16 protein-coding genes are annotated in these 17,227 nt (G+C 50.0%); 6 read left to right on the top strand and 10 right to left on the bottom strand.

Features of this window, described 5'->3' with window-relative positions:
- Window positions 1-106: 106 nt before the first annotated feature.
- Window positions 107-1,783 carry a hypothetical protein gene (locus L2725_RS12080; RefSeq protein WP_249249182.1) on the bottom strand — a complete coding sequence of 559 codons (1,677 nt, stop codon included), beginning with the start codon at window positions 1,781-1,783 and terminating at the stop codon, window positions 107-109.
- A gap of 315 nt (window positions 1,784-2,098) precedes the next feature.
- Here L2725_RS12080 and L2725_RS12075 point away from each other — a divergent pair, with 315 nt between their 5' ends.
- Window positions 2,099-2,257, top strand: coding sequence for a hypothetical protein (locus L2725_RS12075; RefSeq protein WP_162807211.1), 159 nt, complete (start codon window positions 2,099-2,101; stop codon window positions 2,255-2,257).
- A 229-nt stretch (window positions 2,258-2,486) separates the two neighbouring features.
- The gene (locus L2725_RS12070) at window positions 2,487-3,518 is read left to right on the top strand and encodes a cytosolic protein (RefSeq protein WP_248936593.1); all 1,032 of its coding nucleotides are present in this window, start codon (window positions 2,487-2,489) and stop codon (window positions 3,516-3,518) included.
- A 34-nt stretch (window positions 3,519-3,552) separates the two neighbouring features.
- On the opposite strand, the gene L2725_RS12065 is transcribed toward L2725_RS12070, so the two are convergent.
- The gene (locus tag L2725_RS12065; RefSeq protein ID WP_249249181.1) at window positions 3,553-4,404 is read right to left on the bottom strand and encodes a DUF4253 domain-containing protein; all 852 of its coding nucleotides are present in this window, start codon (window positions 4,402-4,404) and stop codon (window positions 3,553-3,555) included.
- 137 nt (window positions 4,405-4,541) lie between these two features.
- Window positions 4,542-5,435 carry a YeeE/YedE thiosulfate transporter family protein gene (locus tag L2725_RS12060; RefSeq protein WP_249249180.1) on the bottom strand — a complete coding sequence of 298 codons (894 nt, stop codon included), beginning with the start codon at window positions 5,433-5,435 and terminating at the stop codon, window positions 4,542-4,544.
- A 266-nt stretch (window positions 5,436-5,701) separates the two neighbouring features.
- Between L2725_RS12060 and L2725_RS12055 the strand changes: the two genes are divergently transcribed.
- Both L2725_RS12055 and L2725_RS12050 read left to right on the top strand, forming a co-directional pair.
- A complete protein-coding gene (locus L2725_RS12055; RefSeq protein WP_249249179.1) occupies window positions 5,702-5,923 on the top strand; it encodes a hypothetical protein in 222 nt (73 codons plus the stop codon).
- A gap of 72 nt (window positions 5,924-5,995) precedes the next feature.
- Window positions 5,996-6,259 carry a glutaredoxin family protein gene (locus L2725_RS12050; RefSeq protein WP_249249178.1) on the top strand — a complete coding sequence of 88 codons (264 nt, stop codon included), beginning with the start codon at window positions 5,996-5,998 and terminating at the stop codon, window positions 6,257-6,259.
- Window positions 6,260-6,430: 171 nt separating this feature from the next.
- Here L2725_RS12050 and L2725_RS12045 read toward each other — a convergent pair whose 3' ends face one another.
- Window positions 6,431-7,006 carry a hypothetical protein gene (locus tag L2725_RS12045; RefSeq protein ID WP_249249177.1) on the bottom strand — a complete coding sequence of 192 codons (576 nt, stop codon included), beginning with the start codon at window positions 7,004-7,006 and terminating at the stop codon, window positions 6,431-6,433.
- Window positions 7,007-7,188: 182 nt separating this feature from the next.
- Complete coding sequence (gene creD, locus L2725_RS12040; RefSeq protein WP_249249176.1) at window positions 7,189-8,622, bottom strand: cell envelope integrity protein CreD; 1,434 nt, start codon at window positions 8,620-8,622, stop codon at window positions 7,189-7,191.
- 217 nt (window positions 8,623-8,839) lie between these two features.
- Between creD and L2725_RS12035 the strand changes: the two genes are divergently transcribed.
- Window positions 8,840-9,253, top strand: a complete 414-nt coding sequence (locus tag L2725_RS12035; RefSeq protein WP_249249175.1) for a PaaI family thioesterase — start codon at window positions 8,840-8,842, stop codon at window positions 9,251-9,253.
- Window positions 9,254-9,255: 2 nt separating this feature from the next.
- Window positions 9,256-11,952 (top strand): DEAD/DEAH box helicase, encoded by a 2,697-nt coding sequence (locus L2725_RS12030; RefSeq protein ID WP_249249174.1) that lies wholly within the window; start codon window positions 9,256-9,258, stop codon window positions 11,950-11,952.
- Here the strand turns inward: L2725_RS12030 and L2725_RS12025 are convergent.
- Genes L2725_RS12025 through L2725_RS12005 form a run of 5 tightly spaced genes read right to left on the bottom strand, consistent with a single transcriptional unit; the run spans window position 11,949 to window position 17,146 of the window.
- Complete coding sequence (locus L2725_RS12025) at window positions 11,949-12,413, bottom strand: HIT family protein (RefSeq protein ID WP_249249173.1); 465 nt, start codon at window positions 12,411-12,413, stop codon at window positions 11,949-11,951. The two genes, L2725_RS12030 and L2725_RS12025, sit on opposite strands and share 4 nt — an antisense overlap.
- Entirely contained in the window at window positions 12,403-13,986 is a 1,584-nt protein-coding gene (locus L2725_RS12020) for an amino acid adenylation domain-containing protein (protein ID WP_249249171.1), read from the bottom strand. The genes L2725_RS12025 and L2725_RS12020 overlap by 11 nt, the downstream gene beginning before the upstream one ends.
- A complete protein-coding gene (locus tag L2725_RS12015; protein ID WP_249249170.1) occupies window positions 13,974-16,028 on the bottom strand; it encodes an alpha/beta fold hydrolase in 2,055 nt (684 codons plus the stop codon). Before L2725_RS12015 ends, L2725_RS12020 begins: the two co-directional genes overlap by 13 nt.
- A gap of 8 nt (window positions 16,029-16,036) precedes the next feature.
- Window positions 16,037-16,279 (bottom strand): hypothetical protein, encoded by a 243-nt coding sequence (locus tag L2725_RS12010; RefSeq protein ID WP_115137620.1) that lies wholly within the window; start codon window positions 16,277-16,279, stop codon window positions 16,037-16,039.
- Window positions 16,280-16,297: 18 nt separating this feature from the next.
- Entirely contained in the window at window positions 16,298-17,146 is an 849-nt protein-coding gene (locus L2725_RS12005; protein ID WP_249249169.1) for a diiron oxygenase, read from the bottom strand.
- Window positions 17,147-17,227: the final 81 nt, after the last annotated feature.

Genomic DNA, 17,227 nt, shown 5'->3' with positions numbered 1-17,227 from the left:
TGACGGGTATTGGAAGATTGCCTGAATTGTCCGGCAAGCTGAGAAGCTTAAATGTGATTATGTTCAAAGAAGGCAGATGATGAACAAAGTTACATCCATCGCCTCATCAAAGTTGCTCCCATATTGCCCGTCCTTTGTCTTGCCAGCTCTCCTGTTTTTGCTGTTCCATTAATTGCTCTCGCTGATGCCGTATCTGTTGATATCGCTCTGGGTTAAATGACAATGCATGCCAAATCAATTCCGCGTATGTGGGGTTGCCCTGTTCATCAACCCGGGTGGACACAGTCTCAGGCCTATCAGGGCTGCGATCATCCAAGGCTGGTCTGAGGGCGAGCAGCTCAGCCAGACCTTCTACCTCCTGATTTAACATGGCGACTCGCCACGCAATATGGGCGTCGGTATCCCCTTGTGGTATTGGCAATGTCCGGCGTACATCATCAGCGAGCGGCACCAGCAGCGAGAGAATATAGGCTTGTTTTTCGAAGTCCTTATCCTGCCTTGGAAGAAAGGCGAACCTCTCTATCTCGTAGTTATTTTGCCAATAAAGCTCTGCCAGTGCCCTGGCCTGCTCGCTGTCTATTGTGGGAGCTGCGCGGTGGATCTGCTTAAGAGTCGGCAGGGGTGGGTACTTTCCCTGGCTGGCTAATGTCAGTCTGGCGTTGAGCACATTGGGAGTAGAAATCGTCAATTTCTGCCTCAGGGGGGCAGAGATTTCCTGATATTCGGTAGCGAGCTTGATGTAGTCAGAGGATGAGATCTCAGCGCTTTGATACCAGCGCTGATAAATACTCAACAAGGGATGCGCTTGCGTCAGTGCTGCTGTGCTTTTATGGGGGAAATAATCCGTAAAGAAGTCCCTGACCTGGTTATGCCATTCATAAGCTTGATAGCTTTCCCACTGAGTTAATGCGCGCTCCTGCAGATTAATCAGCCTATCCAGCTCTCCCCGGTTGTCGATAGCCGGATGTTGGATAACACAATCAAGAATTTTGGTGGCCTGGTCCCCTCGGCTAATGACAGCCGTGTATTCGAGCAATTGTTGTGGTGAACTGCTGAGGTCATAGTTCATCAAGCTATCGTTCAGGCTGCACCAGTGTTCAGCCAGGGGCATAAATTGCGGCACTGTGAGTTTTGTTGTCTTCAGTAGGGCAATCGCCTGTTTTTGCTGGACCTGCTTCTGTTGAGAATGGACAAGCTGAGATCTGAGCTGTGATATTTCAGTATTGAATTGGCTTAATTCAGCCTGCGAGTGGAGCTGAGGCAGTATGGTTATCAATTCACCGGAAAGCGCCAATGGAGCCTTATCTGTGGAGTCTATGACGGTTTTGCTCAGCAACTTACTGGATGCGATGGACAGGGTATCTGACTGAATTCTTGCCAGGTGTCCACCACTCTTGTCGTACAGAAGATCCATCACCCACTGACCATCACGGAAAAAGCTGACCTGATCCAGGGTCACTTCATCTGCTGACAACATATCCAGCAGATAGACAGGCAGCAGGATAACGCATACCGGAGAGTGTCCACAGCCACCCCCGCCTCCGCGGTTCGAGAAAGTGTGCTCCTGGATGGTGATTTCCAGCCGGTGGTTCTGAGCGTATTGCTCTACTGCATCAAGGTTGATTGGCAGTTGGTAGTGGGTTTGGTACTGCCAATGACTGCCATCTGCCAGAGATATCCCGCTGGTCTGATACTCCTCTAAATAAATTTCCTTGTCGAAATCAATGGCAATACTTATGTGGCTGATTGCAGATAACAACAGGAGCAACAGGGGCTTAAGCAATACAAATACCTCAATGCAAAGAGCTGAATTGCTATAAACACTAACGAAACAAGCAGCTGTGTCTCAATAGCACAAAGGTGGGGAATAGAGGGGGAAGTCCTCATTGAATGAGTTAAATCTGATGTTGGGTTAATTGAGTAAAAAGTATTTTTGTAACAAGTGATTGTAGTTAGATTCTGCCTCTTGAATTTCCCCGCTACTTCCTTAATTCCTCCCGACTAAGCCCTGTTTAAGTGTGATCTCCTGGTGCTGAATAGTGATCGACGGGGCACGTTTCCCCTATCTGTTATTTATCAATATTGTCAGGAGTAGAAAATGGAAAGCAAAGATAAATTTGAGCTGATTGAAGAGGCTCTGCTGGAGTCAGTCGTTGGAGGAGTTTTGGAGAGCAATTCATGTGGTATATGCAACTGTGATGGCTGTTCATGGCCCTGCTTTTTCGACTGGGATACCTGTGGCCTTTGTCGTAATTAATCCCCTCAAGAACTCTAATTGGCCAATTGAAGGTCTGAGCATGCTCAGGCCTAATCGCCTGTCTGGGTATGTAAGTTGTTGTTGATGATTCTTTTCAGTGATGAGCCGAAACCGGTGAAGCCTCTGTGTATTAAAATGGTTCCAGTTGAAATTATCACTATTCGAACCAAATTTTCGTCAAACGGCTATCTTTGATACAATTCCGCGGTTGTTTTCAAGGGTGGGTAAGATGAAATTATTGTATTGGTTAGACGAGTGGTTAACTCACTCGCGTTCAGAGCAACAGCAAATGCTCCCTATGTCGGGAGACGATCTGCTTGACGATGTCTTTGTTAAGTATGAGTTTGTTGATTTGAATAAACCTTTGCTGTTCACCTTTTCCCCGGCCGGAACTAATGTTCAGGAGCAGGATTTACACCCGGATTTTGCCCCTTGGGGCTATCATTTGGCCCAAAAGCAGAAAGTGAACATTATTGCCTTCCAGCACCTGGGTAAAAGCAATTGGTTCCGCAGTCGCAATTTAATCTTCTTCCTCGAACAATTATCCACGCTGCTGGAGCCATTCGAGTGCAAGCTGGGTTATGGCCTGAGCCGGGGCGGTTTTGCCATTGGTGCTTTTGCCAAACTGCTTAAGCTGGATCAGGTGTTGTTATTCCACCCGGTGAGCACCAAGAACAAAGATTTAGTGCCCTGGGATGATAGATCAAGTACGGATTTGGCCCAGCAGTTTGATTGGCAGGGTGACTACCATGACCTGGATCTGGGTGATGCAAAGGGCTATATCATCTATGACCCGACCAACCATATCGATCGCATGCACGCTAAGCGTTATCCGCAGCTGACCCACCTGAGAGTGTTTGGTATGGGCCATGGTACTCACGCCAGTTACCTGAATAAGTTTGGCTTTTATAAGCAAGTGGCTGTGGATTTTTTGCAGCATCAGCAGATAGATATCGCCCAGTTCCGCCAGCAAACCAAAACCCTGCGCTTTAAAGAGGACTACTACCAGAGTCTCAATAAAGCTAATGCCAACTCAATGCACCGTTTGGGCTTGCTGAGTAAGGCTCACAATATTCTGATTGATGAGAAAGAGGCGCATGTACAGGAGCATCAGGCTCAGATTGATGTACAGCCCTTGATTGAGATTGCCCTTAAGCATCAGGATGAGTTCCCGCAGGATGCGATTCAACTGTTGGAAGTTGCGCAGCAACTGGTGCCGGATGATCCTCTGGTGGAGCACAAGCTCAAGCAGCTGACCTGAGTGTGCTTACGGGCTTTTTGTTTATACGAAATGCTCAGGTGTGAATTAAAAAGAACACCTGCTCTTCATTAAGGCGTTGGCTGATCTGCTCTGCCAGATTGGCCTCGTAACCTTCTGCGATCCCCTTGTGGTATACCTTCATAATAGTGGCTGCGATGGCAGAGTTTTGGGCTTGAGTGAGTCGCTGTGGAATCCAAAAACCCATGAATGATGCGCCTATGGCAACCAACTGAATATCGAAGTTGTCTTCAAGGTATCTGGCTATGTAATAGATATCGTATGGTTTGAGTGCATCGGCCCAGTAGTTTTGAGGTGAGCAGGCGATTGTTTGATAGGCGTGTGCTACCGGCACCACGGAAAATTCGGGCGGGTTGCGACTGTCCAGTGCCGGAGAGTTGTCGTCCTCCCGATAATTATTCTTTAGTTCGCTCAGGGTATACAGGGTTTCATCCATCCAAAAGCCGCCACTGCGTTCATTAAAACGGCTGAATCCGGCCTCCATATCCACCTTGCTTTCAATGTTGCGCAGCCGAAAAGGGAAGTGACTGGCCTGATAGTAAAACTGGTAGTTCAGTTTGTCGTAAACCGGGTAGTCAGGATCCAGCCATTGCTCCAGCGTCACCCCTTCTTCCTGCCATTTGAGCCTGTCTATTTGCGTTAAGTCAGACTGTAAAATTTCATCAAGGTCATTGGCGTCGATACAGTGACCACTGGTGTAGTCAGCCTGGTTTTGGTCGTCCAGAGTACAGAGAATTCGAGCTTCCGGGTGTTTGTTGGCAAGTGCCTGAAAGACGGAGAAGTATTCATCGAGGTTGAGGATACGATGGGCCACATAAGTGGGACATAAGCCTGCGCTTTTGTACTCAAGTTGATTAATGTCGTACATCCTGTCCGCCTTAAGTTCTGATTGAACATACATGTCCTGACAGTGCCAATATTGCAGGAACTCCAGTGCAATCACATTGGGCTAAAGTCTGTTTCTGAAAGGCGTTGGCTGTGAAAAATAGTCGTTTAGTCTTAGGGTTAGCGCTCTGAAATCAGTCTTCTGCCCAAATAGATGCCCAAAAGGATAAAGAAAACTGTAGTCATGCCTGCCGGTGAGAGCGAGGGCAACGCCAACAGCAGTTGAGTATCGTTGCCGCCGCTGGCAACCGCAGCTCCAATGCCCATCATAACGCCAGCGGCCAGATGCTTAACCGCCTGTCTGCCGTTGATATAGCGGAGTTTGAAGTTTCTGGCTTTGAAGGCGGCCAATAGCATGCCGCCCAGGAGTGCCAGAAACAGCGCGAACCGACTTGTTTCAGGCCAGCTGCGGTTTCCACTCAGTGAGCTGCTCATATCTCTAAGCAGGGCGCTGGGCGTCCAGTGTGGCTCCGCCAGGAAGACTATGCTGGCCATCAGACCAATCAAGAGCATGCTTAGCCAAACTTTACGATTGCGAGGTGTTATTTTGATATTGAGAACCACTATCCCCCACGTTAGCAGCCCTAATCCCGCGAGATGCCTGCTTTCAGTTAAAGCGAAAGGTTCTGGCTGGATATCAGGGCCAAACATTGCCAGCAGAAACCAGCCCATCAACCAGCCGCAGATAGTCACCGCCATGGCCAGATGTCCACGAGCCAAACGGCTGATAGTGGAGACACCACAGCCATTATTGATGGCAGAGCCAATTCCAAATATCAGGCCGCCCAATACTGCCCATAGTGAGAGATTGAATGAGATAAACGGGGTTTGCATCTGCAGATGCTGCGCAACTAATATTGATATCCAGGAAAGTGTGCCGCTGAAAATAATCGCTATTAAAAACATTGGCCTGCCGTTAGATGCTTCCCTCACTCCCCGCACCATACACAGGCCAACAGACTGAGCCAGATATCCCAGTGCAGCAATCAATATTATTGAAATTATCAGCAGCATATTTCTAACGATTCAATTTTCATTGGTTAGCTCAACTTATTTTATTTAAGCGGTTTGTGCGAGTTTGATTGTCATTGCGCTGTTATTGCGTCTTTGTGGTGTTCAGGCAAATTGGATTCCCCTTTAGGTTTATTGCTACCCATGCAGACCGGTATGGCCAGGCTGGAATTTCGGTCGTGATGGGTTGGGTGCTTCAACTCCGAGGCGCTGACAACATTTCGAGTTTCTCTGTTGGTGAGTCAGTGACAGTGTAGCTAAAGGAGTTATTGGCTTTTAAAGATGACAGTGAAGAGCGATTCCTGAGTGATATTACCCTTAACCATGACGGTACCTTGCTCTATCAGCTGGTGGGTAATCAGGGGCAGGTGATTATCTTTGATGTGTCCGGCGATGGTGAATTGAAGATGCGGTATGTGGTTTCAGGTTTACCTGAGTATGGCGGCTATGGTTTGCTGAGAATTGATGAACTCTTTGCTTTTATGTCATAAAAATCATGTTAGCTTGGTCTGATATTCCAAATTTCTGTCAAATCCAATCATAACTACTAAAAAGGAATCCCTATGCCTGATTTGAACGATCTCAGCCTGTATCACAAAGCATACTGCCCATTTTGCAGAAAAGTGCGTGAGGCGATGAAAACCATGAACCTGGATATTGCGCTGGTGGATGTTGATGATGATCGCTCTGCCTATCAGACGCTGGTGCAGGAAGGGGGACGCAGTATGGTGCCCTGTCTCAGGATAGATCACGGCAATGGCAAGGTTGAATGGATGTATGAATCGGACGATATCATCCATTATCTGCGGAAAAATTTCGCTTCCTGATTTCAGTCATGTAATTGCAAGCAGCCCAGATTGAGTTAGCTCAGTCCGGGCTGTTTTACTCTTCCCCCAGGTATTATTCCCCAGAATGAAAATCCCACTAAACAGCCGGCTGATAGCAATGCCATTTGATCTCTTCAATACCCTGAACAGTCTATTGGCTTTTATTTTTGCTCATTGGGTTTGCTCCTCTTGTGTTGGAGGCTGGGATTGGACAGTGCTACGCAATGCATTAAGCACTGACGCGGCGAGTATCAGGGCGACCAGATAGAGAATGGCGGACAGGCCGTTGTCGTAGCCTTCGGGGACATACAGTTCATAGCCCGACGGTGACAGCAGTACCATATTGCGACTGAATCCATTGCGGCGTGCCTCATCTATTGCTTGCCAGTGATCGCCGGTTTGAATCATGCCATACACACTGGTCACTGCCTCGCCAAAGGTGGGGAGTTGTATTCCCACCATTGCGTGGCCAATCAGGGCCATAATTATAAGGAGCATTGCCAGTATCAGTGCCGGTTTTCTGAACTTTGGCAGGTACAGCATTACCACAACCACAGTATTGACCAGTCCGGCGATAGGTCTGCCATATTCGTTCAAATCGTAGAATTTCCACATATCTCCCAGAGCGGTAAACACATAGAGGGATTGGGGCAGTTGAAACAGCAGGGACCATACAGGTTGCAGTAACATAAAGGCGATAAACAGCACCGCCCAGTTGATAAAGGTTTTCTTATTATTATGTCCCATAAAGGCCTTATTTTGGTGCAATACGCCGGGAAGTCTTTGTTGTTTGGCGTATAAAACTGATTTTTGTGATTGTATCTGGATGGTCGAAATTAACAAGGTGTTAACTTTGGAGAGAAAAAAGCCGGCATTCCAAAGGGGATGCCGGCGCCTTCAACACAACCAAAGGCAAGGGATAGGATGGGTTACCCGGCGGCAGACTGACGCCGGGTGAGATACATGAGTGTCAGCAATACTGCGACCAACAGGCCGCTGCCCATCAGCAATGCATAGTCTTCCAGCCGCAGAATTGAAAACAGCAGGGCATACAGACCCAACAGCATGGCCAACATAACAACGCCTTTATTGCGACTGCCGGTGGCGCTGGCAACATAGGAGGGAATGCTCAGCACGGGCACGCTGGCCGCCGCCATATAAGCGATGGCGAAGCTCAGATGCTCAGACAGGGCCAGCAGTAACAGGTAAAAGAGGGTCATTGCGGCGCCTACCATCATGTATTGCAGTGGAGACAGGCGCTGTCCCTGGCCCAGCTCAAACATCAGCAACACGATAAAAGTCAGAGCGACAAACAGCAGACCATATTTCATTGCGCGGTCTATCTTGCCGTAATGGGTTGCTGGCTCGAACAGCTGGGTTCCGGCATTGGCCTCATCCAGATTCTTGCCGCTGGAATCCCGGAAAATCTGTGGATAGTTACGGCTCAGGTGAGTGATGTCCCAGGAAGCTGAGAATCCCTGCTCATCTATATTCCTGGCGGTGGGCAAAATACCGTTGAAGCTGGGATGCGGCCAGTCAGTGGTTAACTCGAATACTGAGCTTTCTCCCAGAGGCAGGAAACTGATGCCCTGTGAGCCCCGCAACTGCATTTTGAAATCCAAAGTAAACGGGGCTGCCCCTGTCATTCCTGCCAGAGGGCGATGGAATCCTCGACTTAATGCAGGCGTGGCGAGTCCTGTACCTGACTGCAGGCTGTCCTGGGGCTCAAGTCCTTCCCCGCTGACATCGAAGCTCTCCACGGTATCGATAGATTTATTGGCTGACAGTCCAAATACCAGGCGTGCTGACTCAAAATCAAAGGCTTCCAGGTTGGGGAGCTGAGGCAGTTCAAAATCAAATTTTGCCTGGCCTGTGATATTGCTGCGATAGACCAAAGAGCGGTATATACCACGGTCCCTGAAGTCGTGAGTCAGTTTGGCGTCTATGTTTAACTGCTTTGGCAAAATCAGCAGTTCATCGCGCATTAACGTTCTGGTTTCCCGTGGTTCCCCATCCCTGTTGGTACCCTTGGTAATCACCACATATTGATAGGGCAGCACCAGCACCGGACCTGCCAGTTGCTGTTTGCTGCCCCAGGTATGACCCATTTCGTAAACCACATTTTTATACAGTCCTTCACGTTCAGTGGTCATATCCCTGACCATGGTCAGGGGCACAATCGCCAACAGACAAAGCATAACCGCCAGTGTGCTTTTGAGTATGAGTGAACTGCGGGCCTCATGAACCGGGTCATCTGATTGACCATACATGCGTTTCAGCCCCATCTTGACCAGCACAAATGCGCCAAAACCCAATCCTGCCAACAGTACCAGTGCCAGCAGCCCAAATATGATGTCTCCCATAAGTCTTCCCTGTTGTTAAATCGTAGTGATGTATTGAATCAAAGGGGATCGCAGATAGGGGGGCAGACCTGTGATCAATTGTGGCGAAAATCGGGCAATCGCTGAGGTTGTATTATCCAAAAGTAGAGGTTTTTTGATGGCAGCCAACCTGTTGTGCCTTGAGCCTGCTGTGGTAACTTGAGCCGACAAAAAGCAAAACAGGAATGGATAACGTCAAATGGCAGATAAGCAGGCGCTTGAGCAGTTTTTCAGGGAAGAGTTTCCCCAAGCCAACTTCAGCATTGAAGCGGTAGGCAATCGCCATGCGCAGATCAGAAAGCAGATAGGCTTTGAGCATTTGCGGCCAGGTGGCACGGTGTCAGGCCCTTTGTTGATGGAGGTTGCTGATGCTGCTCTTTATGTCGCGATTCTGGGGGAAATTGGCCTGGTTGCTATGGCGGTAACCACCAATCTGAACATCAATTTCCTGAGTAAGCCTGCTGCCGATAGAGATATTCTCGCCAATTGTAGCTTGCTGAAAGTGGGTAAGACTCAAATCGTCGGCGAAGTGACAATTTACTCTGAAGGTAAGACTGAGCCGGTTGCTCATGCTGTTGCCACTTATGCTATTCCACTCTCCGAGGGGCGTTGATTGTGCAACCAACTCCAATTAACGCTTTTCTTGGCTACTATCGTGACTGTTACAGGGAGGACTGTGTTGACCTTAACCTGTGGAATCTCAGCAAGCTTGCCAAAACCGACTGCCTGTTTATTGAGGGTGAAGATCAACTGCTGACAGGCTTTCTGCCCAGACAGGCTCTGGCCCCGGATGAGACCGAGCTGATGTCGCAAAGGGTCGAGCGATATCAAAGAGAAAGGGTGTTGCTGTATGTCTCTCACTTTGTGGTGGGTAAGGTTGAAGATAATGGCGAGAGGAGAGCCCTGTTCAGTCCCCTAGTATACAGTGAAGCGCTGTTGGAACAGGATAGCAATGAGTGGTTTGCCAGCTTTAAAGAGGCAGGACTGAGCCTGAATGAGCCTTTACTCAGGATGCTGTTGCCTGAGGAATCTGCTGCCGAGCTGCTTGCATCCATTACCGCGCCCGAGAGTGCTGCCACATGGACCGCCTTGCTGAAAAAGCACAGTCAACATGAGTTGGAAGCGTTGGAACTATTGTCCTTTCCCAGATTGGTGGGGCTGGAACAACTGAAGCGTAAAGCCAGGGCGAACACTTTGACCGTATTGCCTGCTTCGGCTCTGGTACTGATCGAGCGCCCGTTGAGCAGCAGAGGCATATTGCATGAGCTCGCCTCAATGGAAAATGCGGCTGAATTGTCTAACCCCTTGCTGTGCCTGACGGGGCGAGCTGGTCCCCAATCTCCAAAAGTCACGCCCAAAAGCCGCTACCTGCCCTGTCTTTTATCCCATGCGCAACAACAGGTATTGGAGATAGCTGCGAATCAGCATCTTGGGTTGGTTGTTGGTCCGCCGGGTACGGGGAAAAGCTATACTATCGCAGCCGTGGCTGCAGAGCATATGGCGAGAGGGAAGACGGTGCTGGTGGTGGCCAATAATGAACACGCCCTTGATGTAATTAGTGACAAGCTCAAGGCCCAGTTTGGCCTTGGTGATATCTGTTTAAGGGCGGGGCAAAAGGCCTTTCTTAAACAACTCAAGGATTATATCGACGGCTTGCTCAGCGGCATGGTCCAACATGAGCATGAGCGCTCAGCCACTGAGCTGGAAAGCCAGCTGGAGAGTATTAACCGCACCCTGGCAAAAGATGAACGCAGCTTGCTGAAACGTTTGGGTCAGGCGATACGACGCGGACAAAGGTTGCAGCGTTTGGAAAGCTCAGGCCCTGCGTGGTTAAAAGCACTTTATCTTGCGCTGTTTGGGCAGTCGATGGCCAGGCTGCAGCAGGAATGGCAGGTGTTGGAGGAGTACAACAAGAAACTGGTCAGCAAAGAGAGCCTGGCTGCGGCATTTTTGCAGGCGGCCAAATCTGAGCAGGTACAAAAGCTGCTGGATAATGACCGAAGCCACCTCAACACATTTAATAAAGCCATTCGATCCCGCAGTTCCCAGAGGCAATTTGAACTGTTTGCCAACCTGGATTATCAGGTGTTGCAGCAAGCGTTTCCGGTTTGGCTGGTGAGCTTGAATACCCTGCACAGAGTGTTGCCTTTGCAGCGGGAACTGTTTGATTTGGTGATATTTGATGAAGCTACCCAGAGCAACATCACCAGCGCTCTTCCTGCCTTGTTTCGGGCCCGGCATGCGCTGGTGGTCGGCGATGGCAAGCAACTACGACATATCTCTTTTTTATCCAGAGCCAAAGAGCAGGAACTGCAATCTCTGCATAGTGTGACTCCCTCCATGGCTGGTATCACCAGCTATCGCAATGCCTCAATACTCGATCTGTTTTCAGATGAGCTGGTGTCGCAGCAACAGGTGGCATTTCTGGATGAGCATTTCCGCAGCGCGCCTGAGCTGATCCACTTCAGCAATCAGACCTTCTATCAGGGCAAACTCAGAGTTATGCAGCATAAGCCCTGCACCAGCAGTGGTCACCTGCATCTGCATTCAGTTGGTGGTGAACGTGATGCCAAAGGCGTTAATCAGATCGAGGTTAATGCCGTTATCAGTAAACTCAGTGAGCTGATTGAGGATTGTGAATCCCGGGATGTGGTGAAATCCATCGGGTTACTGTCGCCATTTCGGGCTCAGGCTGACGCGTTGAATGATGCAATCGGCGAGCAGTTTTCTCCCTCTCAGCAATTGAAGTATCAGTTGCGGGCCGCGACGCCATTTGGTTTTCAGGGAGAGGAGCGGGATATTATGTTGCTCTCCTTTGGTCTGGATAACAGTGCCAAACGTGCTGCCATATATTTAAACCGGGAAGACGTCTTTAATGTAGCCATTACCCGTGCGAGAGAGCAGCAACACCTGTTTATCTCTTTTGATGCCGCTTTGCTGCCAGCCACAGCTCTAGTCAGACGCTATCTGGATTCAGTATCCGACTTTGCTGCCAGTCACAGTCAAAATGAGCTGGTGGATGAGTTTCAGCTGGCGGTGGTGGATGCCTTAAGGGAAAGAGGTGTAGAGACCTGGACCGGCTACGAAGTCGCAGGCACTGAAATCGATATTCTGTGCCGCCAACATGGTCGCTATCTGGCGTTGGACCTGATTGGTTACCCCGGCCCCTGGGAGCAGTTTTTTGAACTCAATAGCTACAGTATTCTGAGGCGTGCCGGCGTTCAGGTTATCCCCATCAGCTATGGGTTGTGGCGCACAAGACCGCAATCTTGTATAGACAAGATAGTGTCATCATTCGAAACTAGACCCTAGTCTCTGTTGAGTGCTTCCGACTCCAGCCACATTTGCTGCACCTTAAGCAAAGATGCTGCCTTTCCCATTGAACTAAAGGGGTTGATAAAGCGGGTGAACAGACGCCAGTAAAAGCTCAGGGTATCGCCTTTGCGTCTCGGAATAATATGCACATGAACGTGAGCGATATGCTGACCTGACGCGGGCCCATTGTTGATGATGATATTGGTATCAGTAATATCCGGCATGACGCGGGTAATCACTGTGCTTAACTGGTTGGTGAGCGCCAACAGCTCGCGGCTTTCTTCAGGTGGAAGGCTACCCAGATGAGCCTGGTGGCTGCGGCTGATAATCAGCAGATGCCCGGCGGTGATGGGGTTGATATCCAGTACCACTTTAAAGTCTGAGTCGCTCAATAGCTCATAGTGAGGCAACTTATCACGGTTGATTTGGCACAGAATGCAGGCCTTTTCAGATGTCATGGGTCTGATCCATCTCCCGGGCAATTGTCAGCAGGGCGTGGCGGTCGGTTTTGCCATTGGCGTTGAGGGGAAACTCTGTCAGGCAACAGGCTCGGTCCGGAACCATATAGTCAGGCAGTTGTTGGCGACAGCAATTCAATACTTGCAGTTCAGTTAACCTTGTATCCAGATAAAAGGCAATCAAGCCCAACACTTCTCCGTCTTCTCCCAGTGGATAAGGTGTCACCGTTATCCTGGCAATATCTGTGATTCTGGAAATTGCTGTTTCAATCTCCTGTAGCTCAACCCGGTAGCCCCTGATTTTGATTTGATGATCCATTCTGCCGTGGAAGTGCAGGTCTCCGACTTCGTCTTTGTGTACCAGATCTCCTGTCAGGTAAGCTGTGCATGGGTCCAGGTTTGCTGCCTGCAATTTGATAAAACTCTTTGCCGTGGTGGTGTCATCCCGCCAATAGCCGGTTGCAATCTGAGGGCCGATTAATGCCAGCTGCCCCGTCTCCCCATCTGCCACTGGCTGGTTATTTTCGTCGACCACCTCGACCCGGTTAGCACCGAAGGGTTTGCCGATAGGCACAATTTGAAGCTGACTATGGGCCACCTGATTCACTCTCTGGCGGGTGAAGGCAATGGTGGCTTCAGTCGGACCATACAAATTATCCATCAGAGTATTGGGCGCCAGCGTCAACCAATCGAGTGCCAGGCGTGCAGGCAGAGCCTCGCCGCACAGCAGGGTGTAACGCAGGGAGGGCAGTGACAGCTGATGGAACTGTTGTTTTAAGACTGCCTGAGCATGGCTTATCAGCGAGGGGACAGAGAACCAGACTGTCAGCCGGTGCTTGCGGGCGAAATGGATCGGCATTAAGCGGGCGAACTCATCAGCGGCGTACAAGCATCCGCCGGAGGTCCAGCACACCAGTAAGTCATGGATGGAGAGATCGAAGGTGAACTCGAAAAACTGACTGTGTCTGTCGTACTCGTTGAAGTCATAAAGTCTGTGGATATGATTCAGATAGTTCAGCAGGTTCTGCTCAGATATGGGCACTCCCTTTGGCTGACCTGTGCTACCTGAGGTAAACATCAGGTATGCCGGGCTGACCTCGGGTGCCGGGCCTGCCTGGGAGAACAGTCCCATCCCCGGCAGGCTGCCCAGGGATATCAGACTGTGATTCCCTGTATCGAGCTCTATATGTTCACTGCAGATTATCTTAAGCGACGCATCGATATGGGGCAGCAGACTCTGCAGCCTGTCGGCACACTCTGGGTCGACCAGCAGCATAGTAGTGCCACTGCGCTGCACTATGCTGGCCAGTTTGCTGTCGGGGAAACTGTCATTGAGAGGAATATATGTTGCGCCCGAGAGAAAGCATGCCAGTATGGCGCTGAAACCTTCGAAGCTCTTTTTTGCCAGTACCAGTACGCCGTTTTCCGGTTGCATCCGCTGCAGTCTCGCGGCCGTGCTTTCTGCACTGGAAAACAGATCGCTGTAGCTGTAGTGACGACTGCTTGCCCACAGCGCTGGCCGCTCGGCATAGCGCTGGGCACAGAGTCGCAGCGCCTGGGTCAGTTCTGACATAGTATCTGCTCGTTGTGAGGCTGGCTGCGTATCGCAAACTCCGCCAGCATCTTAGCAATTCCGGCATCATAGTATTGGGCGAAGTGGCCGGCGTCGCTGAGCATAACCAGCTCTCCTCTGGGCAGACGGTGGGCCAGCGCTCTGGCGAGTTCGGGATGAGTGACCTCATCCTGCTCACAGCCCAGTACCATCACCGGGGCCTTGATACCCCGGGTAAAGGCATCTTCCCGCTCGTTGAACATGGTGTGCATCATGTTGGCATACCGATACAAAGACTCTGCATTGCGAAACGGCATACTGGTCATATAGAGCAGATGAGGATCTGTACTGGTGAGCACTGAGTCGATGGCCTTTTCATCCGCTTTATCGGCATCGAGATTGCCGTAGATTAACTGGCAATAGAACTCTGCCATTCGGCGGTTGGCGCTGATTTTGGGCAGCAGAGACTTAAGATTCTCTTCGAACTGACTCACTGGCAGATCTGGCTGACGAAGTGAAACGCCGCCATTGAGTAAGATTCCGCAGCTCAGTCTATGGGGATATTCATGCAGGGCTCGCAGACAGGTCTGAACGCCACTGCTCCACCCTGTAATCGCGGCTGTTGGCAGACCGAACTCATCCATAATGGCAATCACATCTTTGGCGTGGGTCAGTGAGTTGCATTTATCCGCTTCAAACTCTCTGGTCAGTGCCGGTACCCAACGGGTATCCCAGGTGAGTACGAAGTGGGATTTACTCAGCCTGCGTGCCAATGGGGTAACAAAATCCACCGGCATACCATAGGCGTTGGCGATAATGATGGCGGGATTGTCCGGTGAGCCCAGACTGTGGACTGTCAGTACCTCATCATCCCAACTGCTGATTTGATGGCGACGCATTTGTTGGCCTTTGGCCTGGGCATCCAACTCATCGGCGAACAGACGAATAAAGTTCTCTATGCTGGACAGCGTCATGGGTTTATGGGGTGGGAGCGCCCGTTCAAACCGCTTGATGGTGCCGTAATAGCCCTCGTAAAAGCGGGTTTTACTGTCAAACAGAGATTCAAAGGATGAGACTTTCCCCTGACGTTCGACGACCAGCTCCATGCAGTCGAGGTCATTGTGCTGCTCACACAGCTTGATGACATCAAACACCTTGATATCCCGAGAGTTAACTGAGTGGTAAACCTGCTGATCACCAAAGTTGATTGATCTTAGGTAGAGCAGATCCAGCACCACCTGGTCCACAGGAATAAAGTTGCCCACAGCCTCTGGATGTCCAACTAATCTGAGCTTGCGCTTCACTTGAGACAGGGTATCGCGCATCTGGTGCATTTCCTGGAACAGACCATAGAGGCCAAAGCGGGTGCCGCCGCTGCACTGGGTTAATTCTGGCCCCAGAATAATGGCGGGGCGGACTATGGTGCAGTCAATACCTCTGGCTTGGGTGTAACTGCTGATCAGTTGTTCTGCTGCCCATTTGCTTTGTTCATAATAATTGGTGAACCCCAGGCTGTCGCTGTGCAGCGCCTCCGGGATTATTCCGCTCTGTTTACCAGCTGTGTAGGCGGTAGAAATATAGATAAAACGTTTGGCTGCGATTTGGCTGCAGAGGGTGAGCAGATGCTCTGTGCCCCGGATATTGGTCGCGTCTATTTTGTCCTTGTCTTCCCATCGAAAAGACAGGCTGGCAGCAAAGTGCCAAATTTCACAGATCCCGGCTTGCATCAGGTTCTGCAACTGGGATGGCTCCAGGCCCAGTCCGGGTTGTTTCAGATCCCCGCGCACGCAGATCAGACGTTCACTCAGTATTGATTCGGGAATATCAGGCAGATTGTAGCTGTGGGCACAGGCCGACAGGTTGGCACAGACTCTGGCTCGGGCCTGGGCATCATCTTCTCCTCTGGCAAGGACGTACACTTTGCCCTGGGTATGGAGTTTCCAATAGAGGTAATGGCCGCCGAGAAACCCTGTGGCACCGGTTATAAAAATGGCATCGCCCTTGTCATAAAGGGGAAGTTTCAAAATATCCAGCATGCCCCTGGATTGATTTGCATTGTCCATAATTTTGCTCACTGATTAAAAAAATGAGTTTTGACTGCAGCAAGGGAAGCAACTTTGGGCTGCAGCGTGTCATCAATGATGATTTCCAGGCCGGTGCTTTCTTCAAGCATCATTAAAAACTCCACGAAAATAAGGGAGTTAACGACCTTGTTTTCAATCAGATCCAGTTCGAGTGGAATACTGTCCTGCCACTTCACTTTTAATCTGAGCCACTCGCACAGCTCAGAAAATTTCTGCTCTTCTGTGTCCATTAGTCAGCCTTTAAATAATCAGGAAAGGGGGATGCCAATACGCTCCATCAGGCGCTTGAAATTGCCCAGCAATTTGGTCTCATGGAAGTCAATTCGTGCAGGATCGCTCAGCAGGGCATCACGGATCTGCATCCCTTTTTGAAGACCAGCGTCGCGATAGGCCGCTGGGTTATAGAGCGCTCCGATATTGATGGCGATTGACTTGTCCAGCTGCGCCGCCAATAACCGGTCGCTGCCTTCCTCCGCCAATGCGTCTGCTGCCAGGTGCTCCAGTACCTGTCTGCCGTAGGCGATATGGCGGGACTCATCACGGTAGTGTTCCTGATTGATCTCCCGGATAAAGGGATGGACTCTGTCATCTCTGGCGTTCTGAACGTTAAAGTAATGGCCAACTTCTTCGAAGATGAGGATCCGGGCAAACACCAGGAAATGGTCCTGAGCAGGAGTGAGGCTGGCTTTCTCCAGTTGGAACTTTTTGTTGGGGTAGACCTTTCCGGCATAGTCCAGGCAAAACTTGCGGAAGTACCACATGTGCTGGTTTTCTTCGTCGATAAGATGAAACAGATATTCTCTGGCCTCATCCAGTTTCACCTTATCCAGAATACGGCTGACCTCCTGAATGAGTTCCAACTCGCCGGTGTAATTAAGGCTAAATGAATTAATACACTCCCAACGGGAAAGTTCCATCAACTCTTGTTGGTTGTAATTCTGAAGTTTATCTGTCAGTGCAGGTGTCAACAGATCCGGTGACTGCCACCAGGTATCATGGGGGATAGAGTCAGGCCAATCAAAATGCGCAAAAGCGACATTATGTTTCTTCACTGATAATTTGGATAAATTATCCGCGCGCAGCAGCAAGGTATTCATAGCAAGTCCCTGTGAAAGACAAATCCGAATGAATTTAGGCCCGGAATATGCCAATAGGCATTGAAATAGAATATTGCTGTT

The organism is Shewanella corallii, from assembly GCF_023349125.1.
GTDB lineage: Bacteria > Pseudomonadota > Gammaproteobacteria > Enterobacterales > Shewanellaceae > Shewanella > Shewanella corallii.
The sequence above is the reverse complement of the archived record's forward strand: the minus strand, read 5'-3'. Positions and strand labels throughout refer to the sequence as shown.